The organism is Providencia sp. PROV200, assembly GCF_049901995.1.
GTDB classification, from domain to species: Bacteria; Pseudomonadota; Gammaproteobacteria; order Enterobacterales; family Enterobacteriaceae; genus Providencia; species Providencia rettgeri_E.
Genome location: NZ_CP096307.1, coordinates 2564003 through 2583662, shown reverse-complemented (window position 1 = coordinate 2583662; position 19660 = coordinate 2564003). Strand labels below are relative to the sequence as shown.

The 19660-nt window shown below is 42.0% G+C and carries 16 protein-coding genes; 13 read left to right on the top strand and 3 right to left on the bottom strand.

All coding sequences use genetic code 11. From position 1 onward, the window contains the following. Positions 1-64: 64 nt before the first annotated feature. Both M1E86_RS11820 and M1E86_RS11815 read right to left on the bottom strand, forming a co-directional pair. Entirely contained in the window at positions 65-4729 is a 4665-nt protein-coding gene (locus M1E86_RS11820) for a tetratricopeptide repeat protein (RefSeq protein ID WP_426099099.1), read from the bottom strand. Positions 4730-5084: 355 nt separating this feature from the next. Next, positions 5085-6005: a DMT family transporter gene (locus M1E86_RS11815; RefSeq protein WP_125891331.1), complete on the bottom strand. Its 921-nt coding sequence runs from the start codon at positions 6003-6005 to the stop codon at positions 5085-5087. A 100-nt stretch (positions 6006-6105) separates the two neighbouring features. Between M1E86_RS11815 and M1E86_RS11810 the strand changes: the two genes are divergently transcribed. The 12 genes from M1E86_RS11810 to M1E86_RS11755 all read left to right on the top strand — a co-directional run bounded on the left by M1E86_RS11810 (position 6106) and on the right by M1E86_RS11755 (position 17763). Continuing rightward, positions 6106-6915, top strand: coding sequence for a helix-turn-helix transcriptional regulator (locus M1E86_RS11810; RefSeq protein ID WP_213913216.1), 810 nt, complete (start codon positions 6106-6108; stop codon positions 6913-6915). 89 nt (positions 6916-7004) lie between these two features. Beyond that, positions 7005-8138: a 4-phosphoerythronate dehydrogenase PdxB gene (pdxB, locus tag M1E86_RS11805; protein WP_213913217.1), complete on the top strand. Its 1134-nt coding sequence runs from the start codon at positions 7005-7007 to the stop codon at positions 8136-8138. A gap of 85 nt (positions 8139-8223) precedes the next feature. Next, positions 8224-9234, top strand: a complete 1011-nt coding sequence (locus tag M1E86_RS11800) for an aspartate-semialdehyde dehydrogenase (protein ID WP_125891328.1) — start codon at positions 8224-8226, stop codon at positions 9232-9234. After that, complete coding sequence (gene truA / locus M1E86_RS11795; RefSeq protein ID WP_125891327.1) at positions 9234-10049, top strand: tRNA pseudouridine(38-40) synthase TruA; 816 nt, start codon at positions 9234-9236, stop codon at positions 10047-10049. Before M1E86_RS11800 ends, truA begins: the two co-directional genes overlap by 1 nt. 65 nt (positions 10050-10114) lie before the next feature. Continuing rightward, positions 10115-10801: a DedA family protein gene (locus M1E86_RS11790; RefSeq protein ID WP_125891326.1), complete on the top strand. Its 687-nt coding sequence runs from the start codon at positions 10115-10117 to the stop codon at positions 10799-10801. A 104-nt stretch (positions 10802-10905) separates the two neighbouring features. Beyond that, positions 10906-11877, top strand: a complete 972-nt coding sequence (accD, locus tag M1E86_RS11785) for an acetyl-CoA carboxylase, carboxyltransferase subunit beta (protein WP_125891325.1) — start codon at positions 10906-10908, stop codon at positions 11875-11877. Then, a complete protein-coding gene (gene folC / locus M1E86_RS11780; RefSeq protein ID WP_213913218.1) occupies positions 11867-13156 on the top strand; it encodes a bifunctional tetrahydrofolate synthase/dihydrofolate synthase in 1290 nt (429 codons plus the stop codon). Before accD ends, folC begins: the two co-directional genes overlap by 11 nt. A gap of 5 nt (positions 13157-13161) precedes the next feature. Further along, entirely contained in the window at positions 13162-13803 is a 642-nt protein-coding gene (gene dedD / locus M1E86_RS11775; protein WP_125891323.1) for a cell division protein DedD, read from the top strand. Between the two features lie 179 nt (positions 13804-13982). Next, positions 13983-14486, top strand: coding sequence for a colicin V production protein (gene cvpA / locus M1E86_RS11770; protein WP_004912301.1), 504 nt, complete (start codon positions 13983-13985; stop codon positions 14484-14486). A 14-nt stretch (positions 14487-14500) separates the two neighbouring features. Then, positions 14501-16018, top strand: coding sequence for an amidophosphoribosyltransferase (gene purF / locus M1E86_RS11765; protein ID WP_125891322.1), 1518 nt, complete (start codon positions 14501-14503; stop codon positions 16016-16018). A gap of 243 nt (positions 16019-16261) precedes the next feature. Then, entirely contained in the window at positions 16262-17086 is an 825-nt protein-coding gene (locus tag M1E86_RS11760) for a YwqG family protein (RefSeq protein WP_213913219.1), read from the top strand. Positions 17087-17190: 104 nt separating this feature from the next. Then, positions 17191-17763, top strand: coding sequence for a UbiX family flavin prenyltransferase (locus M1E86_RS11755; protein ID WP_426099098.1), 573 nt, complete (start codon positions 17191-17193; stop codon positions 17761-17763). 3 nt (positions 17764-17766) lie between these two features. Here the strand turns inward: M1E86_RS11755 and M1E86_RS11750 are convergent, their stop codons facing one another. After that, positions 17767-18678, bottom strand: coding sequence for a TIGR01777 family oxidoreductase (locus tag M1E86_RS11750; RefSeq protein ID WP_213913221.1), 912 nt, complete (start codon positions 18676-18678; stop codon positions 17767-17769). Positions 18679-19090: 412 nt separating this feature from the next. Here M1E86_RS11750 and yfcD point away from each other — a divergent pair, with 412 nt between their 5' ends. Then, a complete protein-coding gene (gene yfcD, locus M1E86_RS11745) occupies positions 19091-19633 on the top strand; it encodes an NUDIX hydrolase YfcD (RefSeq protein WP_213913222.1) in 543 nt (180 codons plus the stop codon). Positions 19634-19660: the final 27 nt, after the last annotated feature.

Sequence of the window (19660 nt, the reverse complement as noted above, 5' to 3'; positions counted from 1 at the left end):
GTGTAAAAATGATGATTGTAGATGGATGAAGGCGCTAAGTTAATTAGCGCCTTAGCGTTATGGCTTATTGATTTAACATACTAAAGTCCCATTCTTTTAATGCTTTGATTGAGTCTTTGTCGAGGTATTTAGCACCCAGTTCAAGGTAGTCATGGGCTTTTTGGATATCTTCTTTACTTTTGCTACCGACCCAGCCGTTATAATACATATAAGCAAGTTTGTATTTTGCCATTGCATGGTGGGTGCCTTGTTCTAGGTCTGTTATATCGTAGTATTTAGCCGCTTTAACATAGTCTTTTGGTATGCCTTGGCCAAAGTAGAGCATATCACCGGCGAGGTGAGCCGTATTACTGTCATTTTGTTGTGCACCTAAATCAAAGTAATAAAGCGCTTTCGGGAAGTCTTTTTCAATGCCGCGCTCGTTATCTTTACGATACAGATTGCCTAAAATATTATAAGCACGAGGGTAGCCATTTTTCCCTGCTAATTCATAATAATAGATCATCTTTTGCGTATCTTCAGGCACGTGCTCACCACGCGCATAGGCGATACCTAATGAGAAGGCTGACATTTTATCGCCTGCCTCAGCTTCGACACGCTGTTTTTCAATTTGCTCGGCAAAGCGGCCATACTTCTCATAGGCTTTTTCATCGGCAACTTGTTTCTCAACCGCTTGTTTATCTTGCGCTGAAAGTGTATCCAGTAGCTCGATGTAGCTTGGTTTTTTATCAAGTAGTAATGCATAGTAATAAGCCTGCTTGGCATCGCCTTTTTCGACATAAGCCTTATAAATCGAACCAAGTGCATGAGTAGGATGGTAATTTAGCGAAATTTGGTACCATTCGATGGCTTTGTCGATATTTTGTTCAACATTACAATCGCCTTTTAAATAGGTGGTTCCCATCTCTTCGGAAAGGCTCTCAGGATAATGAATATAATGTTTGTCGGTATTTTTCTGGAAATTGCTTTTTTCAATCCATTCCTTCAAATATCGGCTCGCTTTATCCATATCCACATTATCGCTGTTACTACAATATTGGCCGGGATAATAGATTTGATAGAGTTTTTTCGTTGCCGCTAAATCACCCTTATCGTAAGCCCGTTGTAAATAGGTTAAGGCTTTAGCGTTATCACTATTTACATAATAGTAATAAAGGTCAATTAAAGCTTGGGTACGAGTATTTTCTTCACTTAACAGCAGCGCTAAGTATTTTTGTTGATCTTTGGGACGATTGAGCTCCCTTTTTTTATCTTCAATTCCATTTTTGTATAAATCCCCCAATGCATTAAAGGCTTCATTCGAAAGCTTATTATCGCTTGATTTCATTCCTTCTTGTAGATATTGAATCGCTAAATCATATTCAGGAGAGTTCGTGAGAATTTTGTTATCATATAAATACGTTTCGGCTAATTGAACTTTAGAGAAAAGGTCACCTTTCGCTGTGCCATCAATATAATTTTGGCGTTTTGTTTGGTTATCTTCAGTCACGGAATCAAGAGATTGATAAGCAGCTAAATTGCCAGCGTCGATACTTTTCTTATACCAATCTTGCGCTGCGAGATCTCGGCCGCGCGTACTATACCAATCGCCAAGTTTAATATAAGCGCTTATATCGCCTTTTTGGGCAGGGACCACGAGGGTTTCATAGGCTTCAATATAATCACCAACCCGTTTTGGATTAGAATGTTTTCTTAGATAAACAATGGCTTCATCCCAATCAGGTTCCATTACCCAAGCGTTTTTTTCTTCATTCAGTACGCCCATATATCGCATTTCACTATAGAGTGCGATGGCGTAGTCATTACCTTCATCACTCGCTTGTTTTAGGTACTTAGCCGCTTCCCAAAAGTCTTCTTTGACACCTCGCCCATAGAAATAAGCTCGACCCACTTTGTATTTCGCAGAAGGGCTGTCATTGAGCGTTTTCATACCAATGTCATAATCATCCATATACTTGATGAATTCATTGCCCCAACTTCCTGCTTTAAGGTAATACTCACGTGCTTTTTGTCGATTAATATCAACAAGCTGGCTGCCTTTTAAATATTGGTGTGCCAGTTTACGAGTATAGTCTTTACTGCCAATGGCGGCTAATTGGTCGTAATACCCTAAGATTTTGGCTTTATTTGCATTGATAAATTGATCTTGTTGGTAATAATCAATAAGCTCTTCAAGCGCACTTTCTTGATTGAGTTTTGCACTTTTCTCTAGATATTCAAGCCATTTTTTCTGGTCGATTTTCTGCCCATAGTTACCATATTTATAAGCATTGGCGAGTGTACGTAACGCATCTGGGTCATTCTGTTTCACTTTTTCTAGAATATTGGCAAATGAAGCTTTGGATTTTTCAATTTCTCTTTTACGTGATTTTAAGAAGCTAAAATCAGGATCAGAAATCTGATTGTAATAGAAAAGGGCAGTATCATAATTGGCATCTTCCCCGTAGTTACCTTCTTGATAAATTTCCCCTAATTCATATAAACAACGGTTGTTCTTCAGTGCCGCACATTTTTTATATTGAGGAATTAAATCTTTTACGGTAAGCCCAGTAATTTGTTGGAAGCGAGATTTATAATATGCCTTATCATTGTGGTAAGTGACGCCATCAAGGTTCTGTGCGATATATAAATAAGCTGATGAACTACCTAATTCTCCGGCTTTTAAAATATAATCGTACAATGGTTTTATTTCAGCATCACTTAAAGTGTCAACATTCGTTAATTGATTAAGTTTGTTTATCCCATATAAATAAGTGATATCAGCATCATTACTAATAAGCGGTTCAATTAATTTTTGTGCTTCGGCATGGTTATCGTATAACGCCATTTTTACCAATATTGCTTTTGTATCAGCGCGATTTAAACCTACTTTTAATAAAACATCTTGGGCGGTTTGTAGCTCATGTGGACGTAATTCAGCTTGTGCTTGAGATGAATAGAGTACATTGCTAATCAGGTTAGCGATTTTATCGATCTCTGTTGGTCGATATTTTAATAATGCAGCAGCATAATAAACCTGGCTATTATAATTTTGTTTGATTGATTTTTCATATAAATCAAAAGCCTGATCACTATTTTTCTCAGCATCTTCCTTTAGTAAATAGTCAGCATATAAATAAGCTAAGGAATAATTTTCGCGTTTAATTATATCTTCTTTGAGGATATCAATAATCGTTTTTTCATCGATAAGTGCTTTAATATCATAGCGATAATATATTTGAACCAATAAGCGCTCAGCGGTTGATGGATAACCGTTTTCATTAAGGTTGTCGATGAGTAATTTAGCGGCTTTCTGCACATCCTGCTTAGTACCAAAAGCATTAATATAATAACGCGCTAATTGCATCTGAGCATCATAATTGGGGTCAATGCGATTTGCTTTTTCTAACGCGGCGAAGGCTTTTTCTGGCGAAAATAATGGGCTACCTTTAACACTATAAACATCACTTGCCGCCTCTAACGCTTCCGCGGAGTTCGGGTACTTTTCCATTAAAATAGGGGTATATTTGGCGACAATATCACTCAGTTTTTTGTTTGGAAAATCGTAACTGGAAATTGCTCTCTGGTTGATGGTAACAAGTGCGTTTAAATCGCCAAGGTCTGCGGCAGCGGTGAGATATTTTTCAGCTAAAGCATCATTTCGCTTAACATCGCTAAATGTACGGCCAGAATACACGTTATAGGCTTGATACATCGCGGGAGGATATTGACCATCAGCGGCGTCAGTTAAATCCTGAATACGATCTTTGTCGGCTTGGTAATTTAAAAATAAGGCTTTAGGTTTTTTTTCGTCTACAAGAGGGCGGATATAAGCCATTGCACGGTTTTTATTTCTCCTAACACCATCGCCAGTCATGTATTTTTGGTACAACACATAGATGGCGTTCTCATCACCACGGCTCGCCCGTTCCTCTAAATTAGTAATGACCGCTTGCTTCTCTTCTTCTGTTTGTGAACCATACAATGATAAAGGCCCTGGTTCTAATTCATCTGCGTCAGAAATGTATTCTAATGCAGAGGAGAAAGAGAGGCGTTCGTACTTTTTAGCGAGTAATGGGTTCGGTGGTATACCGTTACCGCCATCCTTATAAATCGAGGCAAGCAGCATAGCGGGTAAGGGAAAATCGTTGCTGACAAGTGGTGTTAATATATCAACGGCTTTCTTACTGTCATTGTCAAAGTCATGGGCGATATAACCTAAAGCAAATTTGGCCAGTTTTGAGCCTTGGTCAGAAGCTAAAGTGAAATATTGGCGAGAAAGTTCAATATTTTGCGGAACTTCTTCGTATTTATCAGCTAAATAAATACCACCAACCATTTCTTGTGCTTCTTTTACACCGAGGTCAGCGGCTTTCGTTAAAGAAGTTAACCCGTTTTCATCTGTAGAAGTGTCTTCTATCATGTGCTTATAGCGGAAAAAACCAAGGTTATATAATGCATTTTTATTGTTAGCTTCTGCTGCCTTAATTAACCAGTGTTGAGCTGCCACATCATCGACATTTGTACCAATACCGTCTTTATACATCATGGCTAATGCAAAAGCGGACTGTGCGTCTTGCTCTGCTGTTTTTTGGAACTGTTCAAATGCAGCTTGAGATTCACCTTGTTGATATAAATCATAGCCTAATTGGGAGGGAGAGGATGAGTTGGTGTTATTGATAAAATAAATGCCAGTGGCTACAGCAATTATTATCAATATGAACAACCCAACTTTAAACGCCTTAGTCATTGTTATTCCTTATTATAGTGGTTACTTGCCACGCTCCATTTAGGTTTATCGCGTTATCATGGCTTATTGAGTGGAGTTGCTACTCCTAAAGAGGTATTTGATTTTGTTTAAGTCTAATTGTAATCCTAGAAGATTCAATCGGATTTTCCCTTATCTGGAACATGGTAATCCGATAAATCATATCAATGATGAGCGAGTTAAAGGTGAATTGAAGATATTTTAAATGTCACAAAGTATGAATGGTGAAGAAAACTAACGGGAAAATGAAGAAAAAATAGAGGGGATTTCAAACATAGCCCCACAGTGTGGGGCATATGAGTGACGACATTGCATTTATTGCTTTTATAATTCTATTCTACTGGCAAGAATCCTCTTGAACCACCTTTTTTTCACGGCGGAATAATTCTGTCAGTGGAGTGCGTAATTGTTGCGCTAACATGACCCCAAGCAATACCACTCCACCACCGATTAAATGGTAGCTTTTTAATTCTTCACCTAAGGCGAAAATAGCGATAATGGCAGTGAAAACAGGGGCAAGATTCATAAAAATAGAGGTTGTATTCGCACCAAGACGCATGACACCTTGTATCCATAATGCAGGCGCAATAATGGAAGCGGCAATACCTGCAAACACCACTAAACCAATATTTTGGCTGTTCAGAGAGACATCTTCAGCGAATAAGAAATTAGGGAGTAGCATGATCACGCCAAAGAAAATTTGAACGTAAAGTGCATCCCAACTCGATAACTGAATTGACCAACGCTTAGTCAGAACACCGTATAGGGCGTATGCTGCAGAGGCAACCAACATCATGGCTTCCCCTTGGCCTAAGCCTTGAGAGAATAACGCACTTGGACTTCCTTGGCTCACTAGCCACACTAATCCACATAATGAGAGAATTGAACCGAGCACAATCCCTACGGTAGGAATAACGCGTAGCACAAAGATACTAATAATGACTGTCAATAATGGGATCATCGAGTTCATAATTCCCATGAAGGTGGCGCTCACACTGTGTGCGGCATAATAAGCCAAACTTTGGTATAGCATCATCCCTAAAGCGCCTAAAATGGCGAGTTGCCACCAATGTTTCATGACCATTTTATAGTTACGCAGCACAGAACGTAATACAAAAGGGGTCATGACAAGAAATGCCAGTGCCCACCGGTAAAATGAGATTGCCGCAGGGTCAATGGCAGTTGACGCCGCTTTGTTAACAATGGCGTTAACTGACCATAATAAAACCGCAATGAGCGGAAAAAGAAGATTTTTCATTAAAACACTCTCCCATATTGAATGGGCGCTAGTATACATCTGTCCGATTTTTTATATATACTGATAATCAGACAATCAATAACGCTTTTCAGACAGGACTATGGAAAACTTAAAATCAGACATCTGGCAAATTAGTGAATGCAATATCGTAGAGCCCGAATTGGTGGCTTTTCGTCACGAGCAAACAGCGGCTCTCACTGAGTATAAATCCCATTCACATCCTTTTGGACAAATGCTGTATGTGGTTTGTGGCATCATGGAAATGGAGGTGGCAGGCCAACATTATTTAGCGCCACCAGAATTTTGCATTTGGATCCCTGCCAACATCTCCCATGCTAGCTTTAATAAAGAAAGTGTCAAATTTCGGATCATAGATTTTTCACATGAATACAACCAAGTGCTTGCTCAACGGCCTTGTGTGATTAAGCTTAGCCCTATATTTCAATCAATTATGACGGATATGTACCAACGCGGTATTGTTCAACCTGAAACCGAGCAAGACCTGCGTTTGGCGCATGTGTTGATTGACCAATTTCCATTGTCTTCCTGCCAAGACACCTATTTACCAGTTTCAAAAGACAAATTTCTTGCCCCCATTTTATTAGAGTTACAAAGCGACCCAGCCGATAACACGACATTAGCACAATGGGCGAAACGCTATTACACATCGGAACGCACGTTATCAAGACGCTGCCAACAAGAGCTAGGGATGTCATTTAGTGAATGGCGCCAACGCTTGCGATACCTACATGCGGTTGCAGGGCTAGAAAAAGGGAAGAGTGTACATGAAGTCGCACTTGATGTTGGATACAGTTCGGCATCCGCTTTTATTGCAATGTTCCAGCAAATATCAGGGGTGACACCAGACCGTTTTCGAGTGAAAGAATTTGCCGTAGAAGGCAACCTCTAATAGGCATCTGGCTTAAACCGTGGCAAAATATTGTTCCACCTATCTATATAACGACACAATACAAAAAAGTGATTGATTGGGACAACAGCGTGAAAATTTTAGTCGATGAGAATATGCCCTATGCTCAAACTTTATTTAGCGAGCTTGGTGAAGTGAAAGCAGTACCGGGACGTCCTATACCAGAACAAGAATTAATTGATGCGGATGCATTAATGGTGCGTTCTATCACTAAGGTCAATGAATCACTGCTCGGTAATACGCCAGTTAAATTCGTTGGAACCGCGACAGCCGGTTTTGATCATATTGATACCGAGTGGTTATCAACGGCAAATATTGGTTTTTCATCAGCGCCGGGTTGTAATGCGATAGCCGTTGTTGAATATGTGATTTCCTCACTATTATTGCTAGCGGAACGCGATAACTTTGATTTGCGTGATAAAACCGTTGGCATTATTGGCGTTGGCAATGTCGGAGGGCGCTTAGCCGCTAGGTTATCGGCTTGGGGCGTCAAAACATTACTCTGCGACCCACCGCGAGCAGCCAAAGGGGACGAAGAGCCATTTGTTTCTTTTGAAGATCTCCTTGAGCGCTCTGATGTCATCACCTTCCATACTCCGCTGAATATGTCAGGGGAATATCAAACTTTCCATTTAATGGATGAAGCGCGTTTAGCAAAATTACGGGCTGGCACCATTTTGATTAACGCAAGTCGGGGTGAGGTAGTGGATAATAAAGCACTATTATCTGTACTTAACCGCGGAAAAAAGCTCAGTGTTATCTTAGATGTGTGGGAGCCAGAGCCTGATTTAGACACAGCACTTTTAGCATTAGTGGATATCGGCACGCCGCATATTGCAGGTTATACGCTAGAAGGCAAAGCGCGAGGAACCACGCAAGTTTATGAAGCTTACTGTCAGTTTCTCGGCAAATCGTCACAAGTTTGCCTTTCATCCTTACTGCCTAAGCCAGATATTAATCAATTGACTTTCAATGGTAAATTAACGCAAAACCAGCTCAAAAGGTTAGTGCATCTCGTGTATGATGTGCGCCGAGATGACGCTGCGTTAAGAGCGGTTGCAGGGGGCAAAGGCGAATTTGATAAACTGCGCAAAAATTACCAAGAACGCCGTGAATGGTCATCCCTTGAAATTATTTGTGATAATGAACAAACGGCATCGCAGCTGAATGCGCTGGGTTTTAAGACTCGTTTAACCCACGCATAATAAATGTAGTTAAAATGAACATCTAATTAAATAGCCCCTAATAATTGGGGGTTGTTTGATTTTTTTATTTTTTAGAGGAATAGCCATGACTGAAGGTTGGAATATTGCAGTATTGGGCGCAACCGGTGCTGTAGGTGAAGCGATTATTTCACTGTTACAAGAAAGAGAATTCCCAGTCGGCGAATTGTATTTACTTGCCAGCGAGCGTAGTGCAGGGGAGAGCGTACGCTTTAATGGTAAAAGTATTCAAGTTGAAAATGTGGCCGATTTTGATTGGTCACAGGCACAAATAGCCTTTTTTGCTGCCAATGAAGGTGTGAGCCTAGAATATGCCGATTTGGCAGCGCAAGAAGGGTGTATTGTTATCGATACTAGCGGTGTCTTTGCCCAAGAACCGGATGTGCCGTTGGTCGTGCCAAATGTGAATCCGCACGTGCTAGCTGATTATCGCAACCGTAATATTATTTCATTGGCAGATAGCTCGGTAAGCCAACTATTAACAGCAATTAAACCGCTGGTGGATGCCGCAGGGTTAGGGCGTATTACCTTAACAAATATGCTGTCGGTTTCCAGTTATGGTAAAGCTGCTGTCGACGAACTGGCCGGGCAAAGTGCGCGTTTATTGAATGGTATTCCTGCAGAAGAAGGTCGTTTTAGTAAGCAACTCGCGTTCAATATGTTGCCATTACTGGCTGACATGGAAGGCAGTGTGGTTCACGAACGTCGTTTGGTTGAGCAAGTGCGTAAGGTACTGCAAGACGATGGTTTGCCAGTGGCGGTGAGTTTTATCCAATCTCCTGTTTTTTATGGTAATGCACAAGTTGTTCATTTAGAAACATTGCGCCCAATGAGTGCAGAAGAAGTTAACGATGAACTTGAACGTTTTGACGATATTCAGGTCTCAGAAGAGGGAGATTATCCTACACAGGTAACTGAAGCGTCAGGTCATGATCAACTCAGTATTGGTTGTGTACGCAATGATTACGGCATACCTGAAATTTTACAATTTTGGTCAGTGGCTGATAACGTGCGTTTCGGTGGGGCATTGATGGCGGTAGAAACAGCAGAAAAACTGGCTCAGGAGCTGTTTTACTAATGTCTGAGTCTACACAGTTGTATCGAATCGCATTAGGTATTGAATACAACGGCAGTCGTTACTTTGGTTGGCAACGTCAGCAAGAAGTCAAAAGTGTTCAAGGCTGCTTAGAAGAAGCTTTATCAAAGATTGCTGCGGAGCCAATTAGCGTGTTTTGCGCAGGGCGTACCGATGCTGGTGTGCATGCCACAGGCCAAGTGGTGCATTTTGAAACCTCGGCCATCCGTAAAGAGGCGGCTTGGACGATGGGGGCTAATACCCATTTACCAGCAGATATCGCTGTCCGCTGGTGTAAACCTGTAGCTGAAGAGTTTCATGCACGTTTTAGTGCAACAGCGCGTCGATATCGCTATGTGATTTTTAATCATCGTTATCGGCCTGCAATTTTATCGAATGGCGTAACGCATTTTCATTACCCACTCGATGAAAAAAGAATGCATGAAGCGGCACAGGCGCTATTGGGTGAGCGTGATTTTACCTCATTCAGAGCAGTCCAGTGTCAGTCGAAGTCGCCATGGCGTAATGTGATGCATGTGAATGTCAGCCGCCACGGTAATTATGTGGTGGTAGACATCAAAGCCAATGCGTTTGTTCACCATATGGTGAGAAATATTGTCGGAAGTCTGTTGGAGATTGGTTGTGGCAATCAAAACATTGATTGGATGGCGCATCTTCTTGAGTTAAAAGACCGTACCAAGGCAGCTGCAACCGCAAAAGCGGAAGGGTTGTATTTAGTGAGTGTCGATTACCCAGAGAAATTTGAGTTGCCTCAGAATGTGATGGGGCCGCTTTTTCTGGCAGATGAACTGATGTAAAGCGAATTTTTATTTATCTCATAATTTTTGTAAATAGCATGGATGCTATTATCAATGAGGATTTTATGGAATTTATCACGTTTATTATCGACTTTATTTTACACATCGATGTCCATCTTGCTGAACTGGTCAGAGATTATGGTACATGGGTCTATGGTATCCTATTTCTGATCCTATTTTGTGAAACAGGGTTAGTGGTCACACCATTTTTACCTGGAGATTCGTTATTATTTGTTGCTGGCGCGATTGCGTCATTAGACAGCAATGACCTGAATGTCCATTTAATGGTCGCTTTAATGATCACTGCGGCAATAATTGGTGATGCGGTGAACTACACTATCGGGCGTATTTTTGGTGAAAAATTATTCAAAAATCCAGATTCGAAGATTTTTCGTCGTGTTTATTTAGATAAAACTCATGCTTTTTATGAAAAACATGGCGGTAAAGCGATTATACTGGCACGCTTTGTGCCGATAGTCAGAACTTTTGCACCATTCGTTGCAGGAATGGGGAAAATGTCTTATCGTCACTTTGCTTTTTATAATGTGACGGGCGCGTTTATTTGGGTATTATTATTCACTTATGCGGGTTATTTCTTTGGTGAATTACCGTTCGTGCAAAACAATTTGAAATTACTGATAGTCGCGATTATCTTTGTTTCAATTCTGCCGGGTGTGGTTGAAATTATTCGTCATCGTCGAATAGCGGCGAAAGAAAAGCGTGCGGCAGCGCAAAAAATCGATAACCGCTAAGCGGTTTAACAAGTTTTTATCTACAGTGAGATATCATTGTGGTTTAATGGCAAAAAATTACATACTGGTGATAACCAGAGTGAATCAGACAAAAAGGTCCATTAATGAGCTGGATTGAAAAAATTTTAAAGAAAGGTAACTTGACCCAATCACACAAAGCCAATATCCCAGAAGGGGTTTGGACTAAATGCGATAGCTGTGGGCAAGTATTATATGGTGCTGAATTAGAACGTAATTTATCTGTGTGTCCTAAATGTGACCACCATATGCGAATTCACGCACGTCAGCGCTTAGAAACCTTCCTTGATGAAAACTCAACAACGGAATTAGGCAGTGAGCTTGAGCCAAAAGATATTCTTAAGTTCAAAGATTCAAAAAAATACAAAGACCGTATTGCTGCAGCGCAAAAAGAAACGAGTGAAAAAGATGCGATCATCGTGCTAAAAGGCACATTGAAAGGCATGCCTGTTGTAGCAGCAGCATTTGAATTCGCCTTTATGGGCGGTTCAATGGCCTCTGTTGTCGGTGCGCGTTTTGTACGTGCGGTTGAGCAAGCACTGGAAGATAACTGCCCATTGGTGTGTTTCTCTTCGAGTGGCGGAGCTCGTATGCAAGAAGCCTTGTTATCATTGATGCAGATGGCAAAAACCAGTGCCGCATTAGCAAAAATGCAAGAACGTGGTTTACCTTACATTTCAGTATTGACCGACCCAACCATGGGGGGAGTGTCTGCTAGTTTAGCGATGTTAGGTGATATTAACGTGGCAGAGCCGAAAGCATTAATCGGTTTTGCTGGGCCGCGTGTTATCGAACAAACGGTTCGTGAAAAATTACCACAAGGCTTCCAACGCAGTGAATTCTTACTTGAGAAAGGCGCGATTGATATGATAGTTCGCCGCCCTGAGATGCGTGACCGTTTAGCTGAAATATTGGCGATGTTAACCAATAAACCGAGCTTTAATGAGACACCTATCATTGTAGCGGAAACGGTTGAAATCGATATTGATGCCGTTGATGAACTAGATGCCCAAGAGCCAAAAAAGGATTCTGAAAAGCATAAAAAAGATGATGAGTAATCTAATCATTCCTAACGCCAAGTCTCCTTTGGAGGCTTGGCTTTCTTATCTCACCGACTTACATAGCCAAAATATTGATATGGGGTTGGATCGAGTCGGTCAAGTTGCTAGGAAAATGAACCTAACGCAACCTGCTCCCAAAGTTATCACAGTCACTGGAACCAACGGCAAAGGAACAACGTGCCATACACTAGAGTCCATTTTTATGGCTTCTGGGTTAAAGGTTGGGGTTTACAGTTCACCGCACCTTATTCGTTATACCGAACGCGTTCGTATTCAAGGCCAGGAGCTCCCTGAGTCTGATTTTTGTGAGGCGTTTGCCATAATTGAAGCACAACGTGCAGATATTTCGCTGACCTATTTTGAATACGGTACCTTGGCGGCTTTACAATTATTTAAGCAAGCTAAACTCGATATTGTGATTTTAGAAGTCGGTTTAGGCGGTCGGTTAGATGCGACCAATGTCGTTGATGCGGATATTGCGGCGATCACCAGTATTGCCTTAGACCATACAGATTGGCTAGGTGCAGACCGTGAACATATTGGTTATGAAAAAGCCGGTATTTTCCGCAAAGGTCACTATGCAGTGGTCGGTGAGCCGGACATGCCAGCCTCAATTGGCGAAGTGGCTGAGCTGCTTGGTACACAGCTATTTCGCCGAGGTACAGATTGGCAATACAGTGAACAAGCGAATAGTTGGTCATGGAAAGGTTCACAGCGTGAATGGCATAATTTACCGTTACCTAATGTACCTTTAGCGAACGCAGCAACAGCGCTGGGTGTGGTGAGTTGCTTACTGGAAATTGACACTGATATTGCCCAGATAGTGACTGAACCCGCTATTCATCAAGGCTTGAAATCGGCTCAATTACCGGGACGGTTCCAAATTATCGGTGAAAAACCGTTAATGATATTGGATGTCGCTCATAACCCACATGCAGCTGGGTACTTAGTCAGTAAATTAGCTACCTTACCAGAAACTAAAAACCGTCGCATTCGCGCGGTGGTTGGGATGCTAGGCGATAAAGATATCAAAGGGACGCTTGAGTGCTTGTCTCAACAAGTCACCGACTGGTACCTCGCGCCACTCACTGAGTTTAGGGGAGCCGATGTGGCCGAACTTAGTCAATATTTACCGGCGGCTAACCAGTTTGACAGCGTAGAAAAAGCGTGGCAACAAGCTTGCATCGATGCGAACGAGCAAGATGTGATTGTGGTGTGCGGGTCATTTCATACCGTCGCTCACGTCATGATGTTATTGGAAAATCAAGAAGGATAGTGCCGGTGGCTAGTAAATTTCAGAATCGACTTGCTGGCGCCATTGTGCTTGTTGCAGTGGGGGTCATTGTGCTTCCTGCTCTGCTTGATGGCGATAAGAAATACAATGAAAATGAATTTGCGGCCATTCCTATTATCCCTAAACCGGGTGATGAAGAAGATATTGAGGCAATAGCGCCTATTGTGAGTACGACAACCACCGCTTCTTCAGAAGGGGCTTCTGAAGCCATGTTGTCAGAAGCCATTACGCAGCAGCAAAATGAACGGGTTGAAACGCGGCCATCGGCAACAGTCCCTGCACCGAGTGTCGTTGAGCCAGTCAAGCCAGAACCTAAGCCAGAACCTAAAGTTGAACCGAAACCACAACCGAAGCCTGAACCTAAGCCCGAGCCAAAACCTCAGCCGCAGGGCAAAGCATTTGTGGTGCAAGTGATTGCATTGAACAATGCAAGTAAAGTTGAGGAGATAGTCGCTAAACTAAGGTTGTCTGGTTACCAAGTGTATACGGTTCCCGCAAAACCGGTGAATAATAAACTCACACGTATTTACGTAGGGCCAGAAGCCTCAAGGCAGCGCTTAGAAGCAGCTTTACCTGAATTGAACAAGATTACGGGAACAAAAGGAATAATTCAAAGCTATAAACCTTAAAATAGAATTTCAATAATCCCTAAAAGGTAAGGGGATTTAGTAACTTACTGCGGCGATTATGATTTTTTCTTTTCGCCGCTATTTTTTTAAATTTGATAGAAAAATGGTTACGCAAACGTTTTCGTTTTCTGTTAGAATGCACTTCGCTGATGTCGTGAGTGCGAATTTTGGAATAAAATATGGTCTGGATAGATTACACAATTATCGCCATTATTGGCTTCTCGGCACTAGTTAGCTTGATCCGTGGGTTTGTACGAGAGGCGCTCTCATTGGTTACATGGGGCTGTGCTTTTTTTGTTGCGAGTACATTCTACCCTTATTTAGCGGGCTATTTTACTCGCTTTGAGGATGTACTGGTTAGGAATGGCATTGCTATCGCCGCACTGTTTATTGCCACATTAATTGTTGGCGCGGTGGTGAACTATGTGATTAGCTCGTTAGTACAAAAAACCGGGTTATCAGGCACAGATCGGGTTCTGGGGATCTGCTTCGGCGCGTTGCGTGGTGTACTGATTGTTTCGGCATTGCTGTTTTTTCTCGATACATTTACACCATTACCTCAAAGTGAGGATTGGCAACGTTCGGAACTTATTCCGCAGTTCAGTCATATAATCAGGTGGTTTTTTGACTACCTGCAAAATGCGTCAAGTTTCCTACCGGAGAACATTTCTCCGTCTGGCTGATGAGGAAAGACTAAATGTGCGGTATTGTCGGTATCGCCGGTGTTACACCGGTAAACCAATCAATTTATGATGCTCTCACGGTGCTTCAGCATCGTGGGCAAGATGCAGCAGGTATTGCCACAATTGATGGCAAAAATAATATTCGTTTACGTAAAGCGAATGGCCTTGTAAAAGACGTCTTTGAAACCCGACATATGCTCAGACTACAAGGTTGTATGGGGTTGGGCCATGTTCGTTATCCTACAGCAGGCAGTTCGAGTGCATCAGAAGCACAGCCTTTCTATGTAAACTCACCTTTTGGTATTACCCTTGCACATAATGGTAATCTGACAAATGCGCACGAATTAACGCGAAGCTTATTTGAAACCGCTCGCCGCCATGTTAACACTACCTCTGATTCTGAGATACTACTGAACGTATTAGCGCATGAGTTGGATAGGTTTGATCATTTCCCTCTTGAGCCAGACAATGTTTTCAGCGCAGTGTCTGCCATGCATAAAAAAATACGCGGTGCATATGCATGCGTGGCATTAATTATTGGCCATGGCATGTTAGCCTTCCGTGACCCTCATGGAATTCGCCCATTAGTACTAGGGCGCCGCATTACTGAAAGTGGTGAGCACGAATACATGGTCGCTTCAGAAAGTGTTGCACTCGACACTTTAGGCTTCGAATTTTTACGCGATGTGGCTCCGGGTGAGGCGGTATATGTGACAGAAAAAGGGCAATTATTTACACGCCAATGTTCTGACAACCCACAATTAACCCCATGTATCTTTGAATATGTCTATTTTGCTCGCCAAGACTCTTTTATTGATAAAGTGTCGGTATATAACGCAAGATTACGTATGGGGCAAAAACTGGGCGCCAAAATTGCCCGTGAATGGGAAGATTTAAATATCGATGTGGTGATCCCTATCCCAGAAACATCGTGTGATATTGCGCTAGAAATCGCACATATTCTTGATAAACCCTACCGCCAAGGTTTTGTGAAAAACCGTTATGTAGGCCGTACATTTATCATGCCGGGTCAGCAAGAGCGTCGTAAATCCGTGCGTCGTAAACTTAATGCGAATCGTGCAGAGTTTCGTGATAAAAACGTCTTACTCATCGATGACTCAATTGTGCGCGGAACAACATCTGAGCAAATTGTTGAGCTAGCACGCGAAGCTGGAGCAAAAAATGTTTACTTTGCCTCAGCGGCACCCGAAGTGCGTTTCCCGAACGTATATGGTATTGATATGCCAAATGCTAATGAATTGATTGCACACGGTCGTGAAGTGGATGAAATCCGCAAGCTTATCGGTGCAGATGGCCTAATATTCCAAGATTTAAGTGATTTGGTGGATGCTGTCAAAGAAGAAAACCCGGAAATCACGGAGTTTGAATGCTCAGTATTTGATGGTATTTATGTGACAAAAGATATCGACCAAAGTTATTTAGACTACCTAGAGAATTTACGTAAAGACGATGAGTTAAAGCTCAAAGATCAGAGTGAAGTCGAGGATCTGGAGATTTACAACGAAGGCTAAATTTTCGTCATAGTGTAGGCTACAGCGTTGTTGGCTTTATTCAGCTACCCAAGTCACATACTTTTGTATGCTCCTTGGGATAGCTTCATTCGCCGCCTAGCTGTAACCGAAACTATTTAGAAAATGAGTTATAGTTTTTAACTATGACTTGAAACGAAAGAATAAGTTACAGTTATATCTGATTTAAAATACGTAAAAATCGAGTAGTCTAGAGGGACATTAACTGTCTATTTGGAATGCTATATGGTCGACTTCAATTCCCTTCCTGATGTGATTAAACCTTTCGCAGATAAAATTAAAGCCACTAAAAAACAGTTTGTAAAAATGGCCTTAACCCCCGTTGATAATTATGTGTTATGGGAGAGCCGAGTCGGTGGTATGCCATACTTGCCTTTGAATGAAAAATACCCAACCAATAGTGAAGGAACGCCTTTAAAGTTGTTGGCGCAAATTAATTTTGCACAAATGCCCAAACTTGAAAATTACCCAGAAAAAGGTATTTTGCAGTTTTTTATTGGTGGTGATGATTTATATGGTGCAGATTTCGATGATAGACAAAACCAAGAGGACTTCAGAGTCGTTTATTGGGAGGATATTATTGAAGACCCAAACCAATTAACCCAAGATTTCTCTGAGGTTATTGCGGCACACAACGATGATTATTATACACCGGTAGACTGTCAATGCCGTATTGAATATGCGCTTGCGGAACAGTACATCAGTATCGATGATTTCCAATTTGGTCAGAAAATTTTAGGGGTCGACAACCTCTACGATTATGAAGACCAATTTGAAGGTGAAGATTTTTACGACGAATGGGTTGAACCTTATAGTGATGCATTCGCGTCAGGTGCTCACTGTATTGGCGGTTATCCATTTTTTACCCAAACTGATCCGAGGACGTATGAGGAAGAAATTCAACAATATGAATTACTCCTACAAATAGATAGCGACCATGAAGTTGACATCCTCTGGGGGGATATCGGTGTGGGTAATTTCTTTATTCACCCTGATGATTTGAAAAAACGTGATTTTAGTCGGGTCGTGTATAATTGGGATTGCGGCTGATAGCCAAAAAATTCGTCATAGCTAGAGCTACAGCGTCGTTGGTGTCTGCCATTCTAGTGTGATTTGTATATAATACGGTGAGTTATCGTGAATAGGGCAGCGAAATGAAAAAACTGATCATTGGGTTAACCGGGGCAAGTGGGGCGATTTATGGTGTCCGCTTGCTTGAAGTGTTGAAACCTGTCAAAGAGGTAGAAACCCATTTGGTGATGAGTGCGGCTGCCCGCCAAACATTAGCATTAGAAACAGATTACAGTGTCAAACAGATTCAACAGCTCGCTGACCATAACTATGATAGCCGTGATATCGCAGCTGCAATCTCTTCGGGCTCGTTCCGTACCGCAGGTATGGTGATCATGCCTTGTACCATGAAGACGTTATCAGGCATTGTTCATAGTTATACAGATACGTTGGTCACTAGAGCTGCGGACGTAGTGCTGAAAGAAGGTAAAAAATTACTCTTAGGTGTCCGTGAAACGCCATTGCACGTTGGGCATTTGAAACTAATGGTTCAAGCTGCAGAAATGGGAGCCGTGATCATGCCCCCAATGCCTGCGTTTTATCACCAACCTGAAACAATCCAAAATATTATTGACCAAACGGTGAATCGCATTCTTGATCAGTTTGATATCGAACTGGAACAAGACCTATTTCACCGCTGGCAGGGGGCGAAATAATATTTACTGATCAGTCTGTGGAAGAAGCAAGTCAGTAAGCGCTTCTTTTAATTCGATATGTTCAAATTGAAAGCCTGCCTCTTCTAATCGTTTGGGGATCGCCTGTTGGCCACCCAAGACCAGTGCTGCAGATTCCCCCATAATGGCTTTAATCACAAAAGCGGGTGTTCGCACAAATGAAGGGCGATTAAGAACATCACCTAATGTGGCAGAAAATAAGTCATTATGAACCGGATAAGGTGAGGTCATATTAAAGGGACCTGAGAGCGTTGGGGTGTCTAATAGAAAACAAATCGCACGCACCATATCGTTGATATGTATCCATGGCATGTATTGTTTCCCGTCACCAATTGGGCCACCCGCACCCATTTTAAAAATGGGGAGAATTTTGGCAAGTAAACCGCCATTCGCTGATAACACTAAGCCGGTGCGTAATAAACAAACGCGTGTTTTTTCTGATTGCGCATTAGCGGCTAAAGCTTCCCAATGCTGTGTGAGTTGGTGAGTAAATTCATCGTGGGGCTGTTCGTCTTCTGTGACGACTGATTGGCCTTGGTTGCCATAATACCCAACGGCTGAACCTGATAAAAATACGCTAGGTGGTGTTTCACTGGCCGTAATTAATTCACTAAGCTGTTGAGTTAATTTCCAGCGGCTGTCACACAGCAATTTTTTCTGTTCCTCTGTCCAGCGTTTTTCCGCGATGGGTTCGCCAGCAAGGTTAATGACAGCATCAAATTCATTTAAGTGAGTTTGGTCATTGAGAGTCGTCCAGCACTCAACAGCCTTGCAAAAATGGCTATAAACTTTTTGTGGAGAGCGGCTTAATACAGTAACCTGATGCTCTAGAGAGATCAGTTTTTGGATAAGTGGTGTTCCGATTAGCCCGGTGCCGCCTGTTATGAGTATCTTCATCGCCATCCCCGTCATATTTCAAACCGCAGCGTTGTTGCTTACGTTCTGTCACCTTAGTCACATACTTGTGTATGCTCCTAAGGATGCCATCTCTTAGCGCCTAGCTGCAATTTGAACTATTTAGGGGATACCCCTTGTCAATATACCCAAACCGCAGCGTTGTTGCTTAGTTATGATTTAACTATAGCATTTGTGAACACAATTTGTATGATTTGCTTGGAGTACCTTAAAGAAACTGGCTCTCATTAGCATTGTAATAAAGAAGTGCTTTTTTATGATGGCAACCCATCACAAATTCAGCTAGGATCGTTTCTATAGTTGTGGATCAATGCAGATTATTATTGTTTGGCGCACAATAATAATCAGTCTAATGATATAAGCAGTTTTAGCTTAAAAATAAAAGGTTTACAGGATGGAACAACCAACCGAAGTCGTTGAGTGGGTCGATATTGTTGATGAAGACAATACGGTGATTGCTCAGGCAACACGTAGCCAAATGCGAGCAGAAAACCTACGCCATCGTGCAACTTACATCGTTGTCCATGATGGAATGGGAAAAATACTGGTTCAACGACGCACAGATATTAAAGATTTTCACCCCGGTTTCCTTGATGCAACAGCAGGAGGCGTCGTGACAAAAGGTGAAAATATCCTTGATTCTGCAAAGCGCGAAGCGGAAGAAGAGCTGGGTATTGCAGGTGTTCCTTTTGCTGAACATGGCCATTTTTATTTTGAAGATGCGCATTGTCGTGTATGGGGCGGGTTGTTTAGTTGTGTAAGCCATGGCCCATTCGCTTTACAAGAAACTGAAGTGGCTGAGGTCAGTTGGTTGACTCCGAAAGAGATCAGCGCACGTTGTGACGAATTTACGCCAGATTCACTTAAAGCGCTTTCTTTATGGTTAACACGTAATAATGAGTTAGAAAAAACCATCACTTGTGCTGAAAACTCATAACTACTCAGATTTAAATGATTAAAGGGC

Excerpts from the sequence above, each read along its gene's own strand:
- M1E86_RS11810 (WP_213913216.1), top strand. The coding sequence starts at position 6,106 with ATGGAAAACTTAAAATCAGACATCTGGCAAATTAGTGAATGCAATATC.
- cvpA (WP_004912301.1), top strand. The coding sequence starts at position 13,983 with ATGGTCTGGATAGATTACACAATTATCGCCATTATTGGCTTCTCGGCA.
- M1E86_RS11790 (WP_125891326.1), top strand. The coding sequence starts at position 10,115 with ATGGAATTTATCACGTTTATTATCGACTTTATTTTACACATCGATGTC.
- M1E86_RS11815 (WP_125891331.1), bottom strand. The coding sequence starts at position 6,005 with ATGAAAAATCTTCTTTTTCCGCTCATTGCGGTTTTATTATGGTCAGTT.
- purF (WP_125891322.1), top strand. The coding sequence starts at position 14,501 with ATGTGCGGTATTGTCGGTATCGCCGGTGTTACACCGGTAAACCAATCA.
- M1E86_RS11820 (WP_426099099.1), bottom strand. The coding sequence starts at position 4,729 with ATGACTAAGGCGTTTAAAGTTGGGTTGTTCATATTGATAATAATTGCT.
- yfcD (WP_213913222.1), top strand. The coding sequence starts at position 19,091 with ATGGAACAACCAACCGAAGTCGTTGAGTGGGTCGATATTGTTGATGAA.
- truA (WP_125891327.1), top strand. The coding sequence starts at position 9,234 with ATGTCTGAGTCTACACAGTTGTATCGAATCGCATTAGGTATTGAATAC.
- M1E86_RS11750 (WP_213913221.1), bottom strand. The coding sequence starts at position 18,678 with ATGAAGATACTCATAACAGGCGGCACCGGGCTAATCGGAACACCACTT.
- M1E86_RS11755 (WP_426099098.1), top strand. The coding sequence starts at position 17,191 with ATGAAAAAACTGATCATTGGGTTAACCGGGGCAAGTGGGGCGATTTAT.
- accD (WP_125891325.1), top strand. The coding sequence starts at position 10,906 with ATGAGCTGGATTGAAAAAATTTTAAAGAAAGGTAACTTGACCCAATCA.
- folC (WP_213913218.1), top strand. The coding sequence starts at position 11,867 with ATGATGAGTAATCTAATCATTCCTAACGCCAAGTCTCCTTTGGAGGCT.
- M1E86_RS11800 (WP_125891328.1), top strand. The coding sequence starts at position 8,224 with ATGACTGAAGGTTGGAATATTGCAGTATTGGGCGCAACCGGTGCTGTA.
- M1E86_RS11760 (WP_213913219.1), top strand. The coding sequence starts at position 16,262 with ATGGTCGACTTCAATTCCCTTCCTGATGTGATTAAACCTTTCGCAGAT.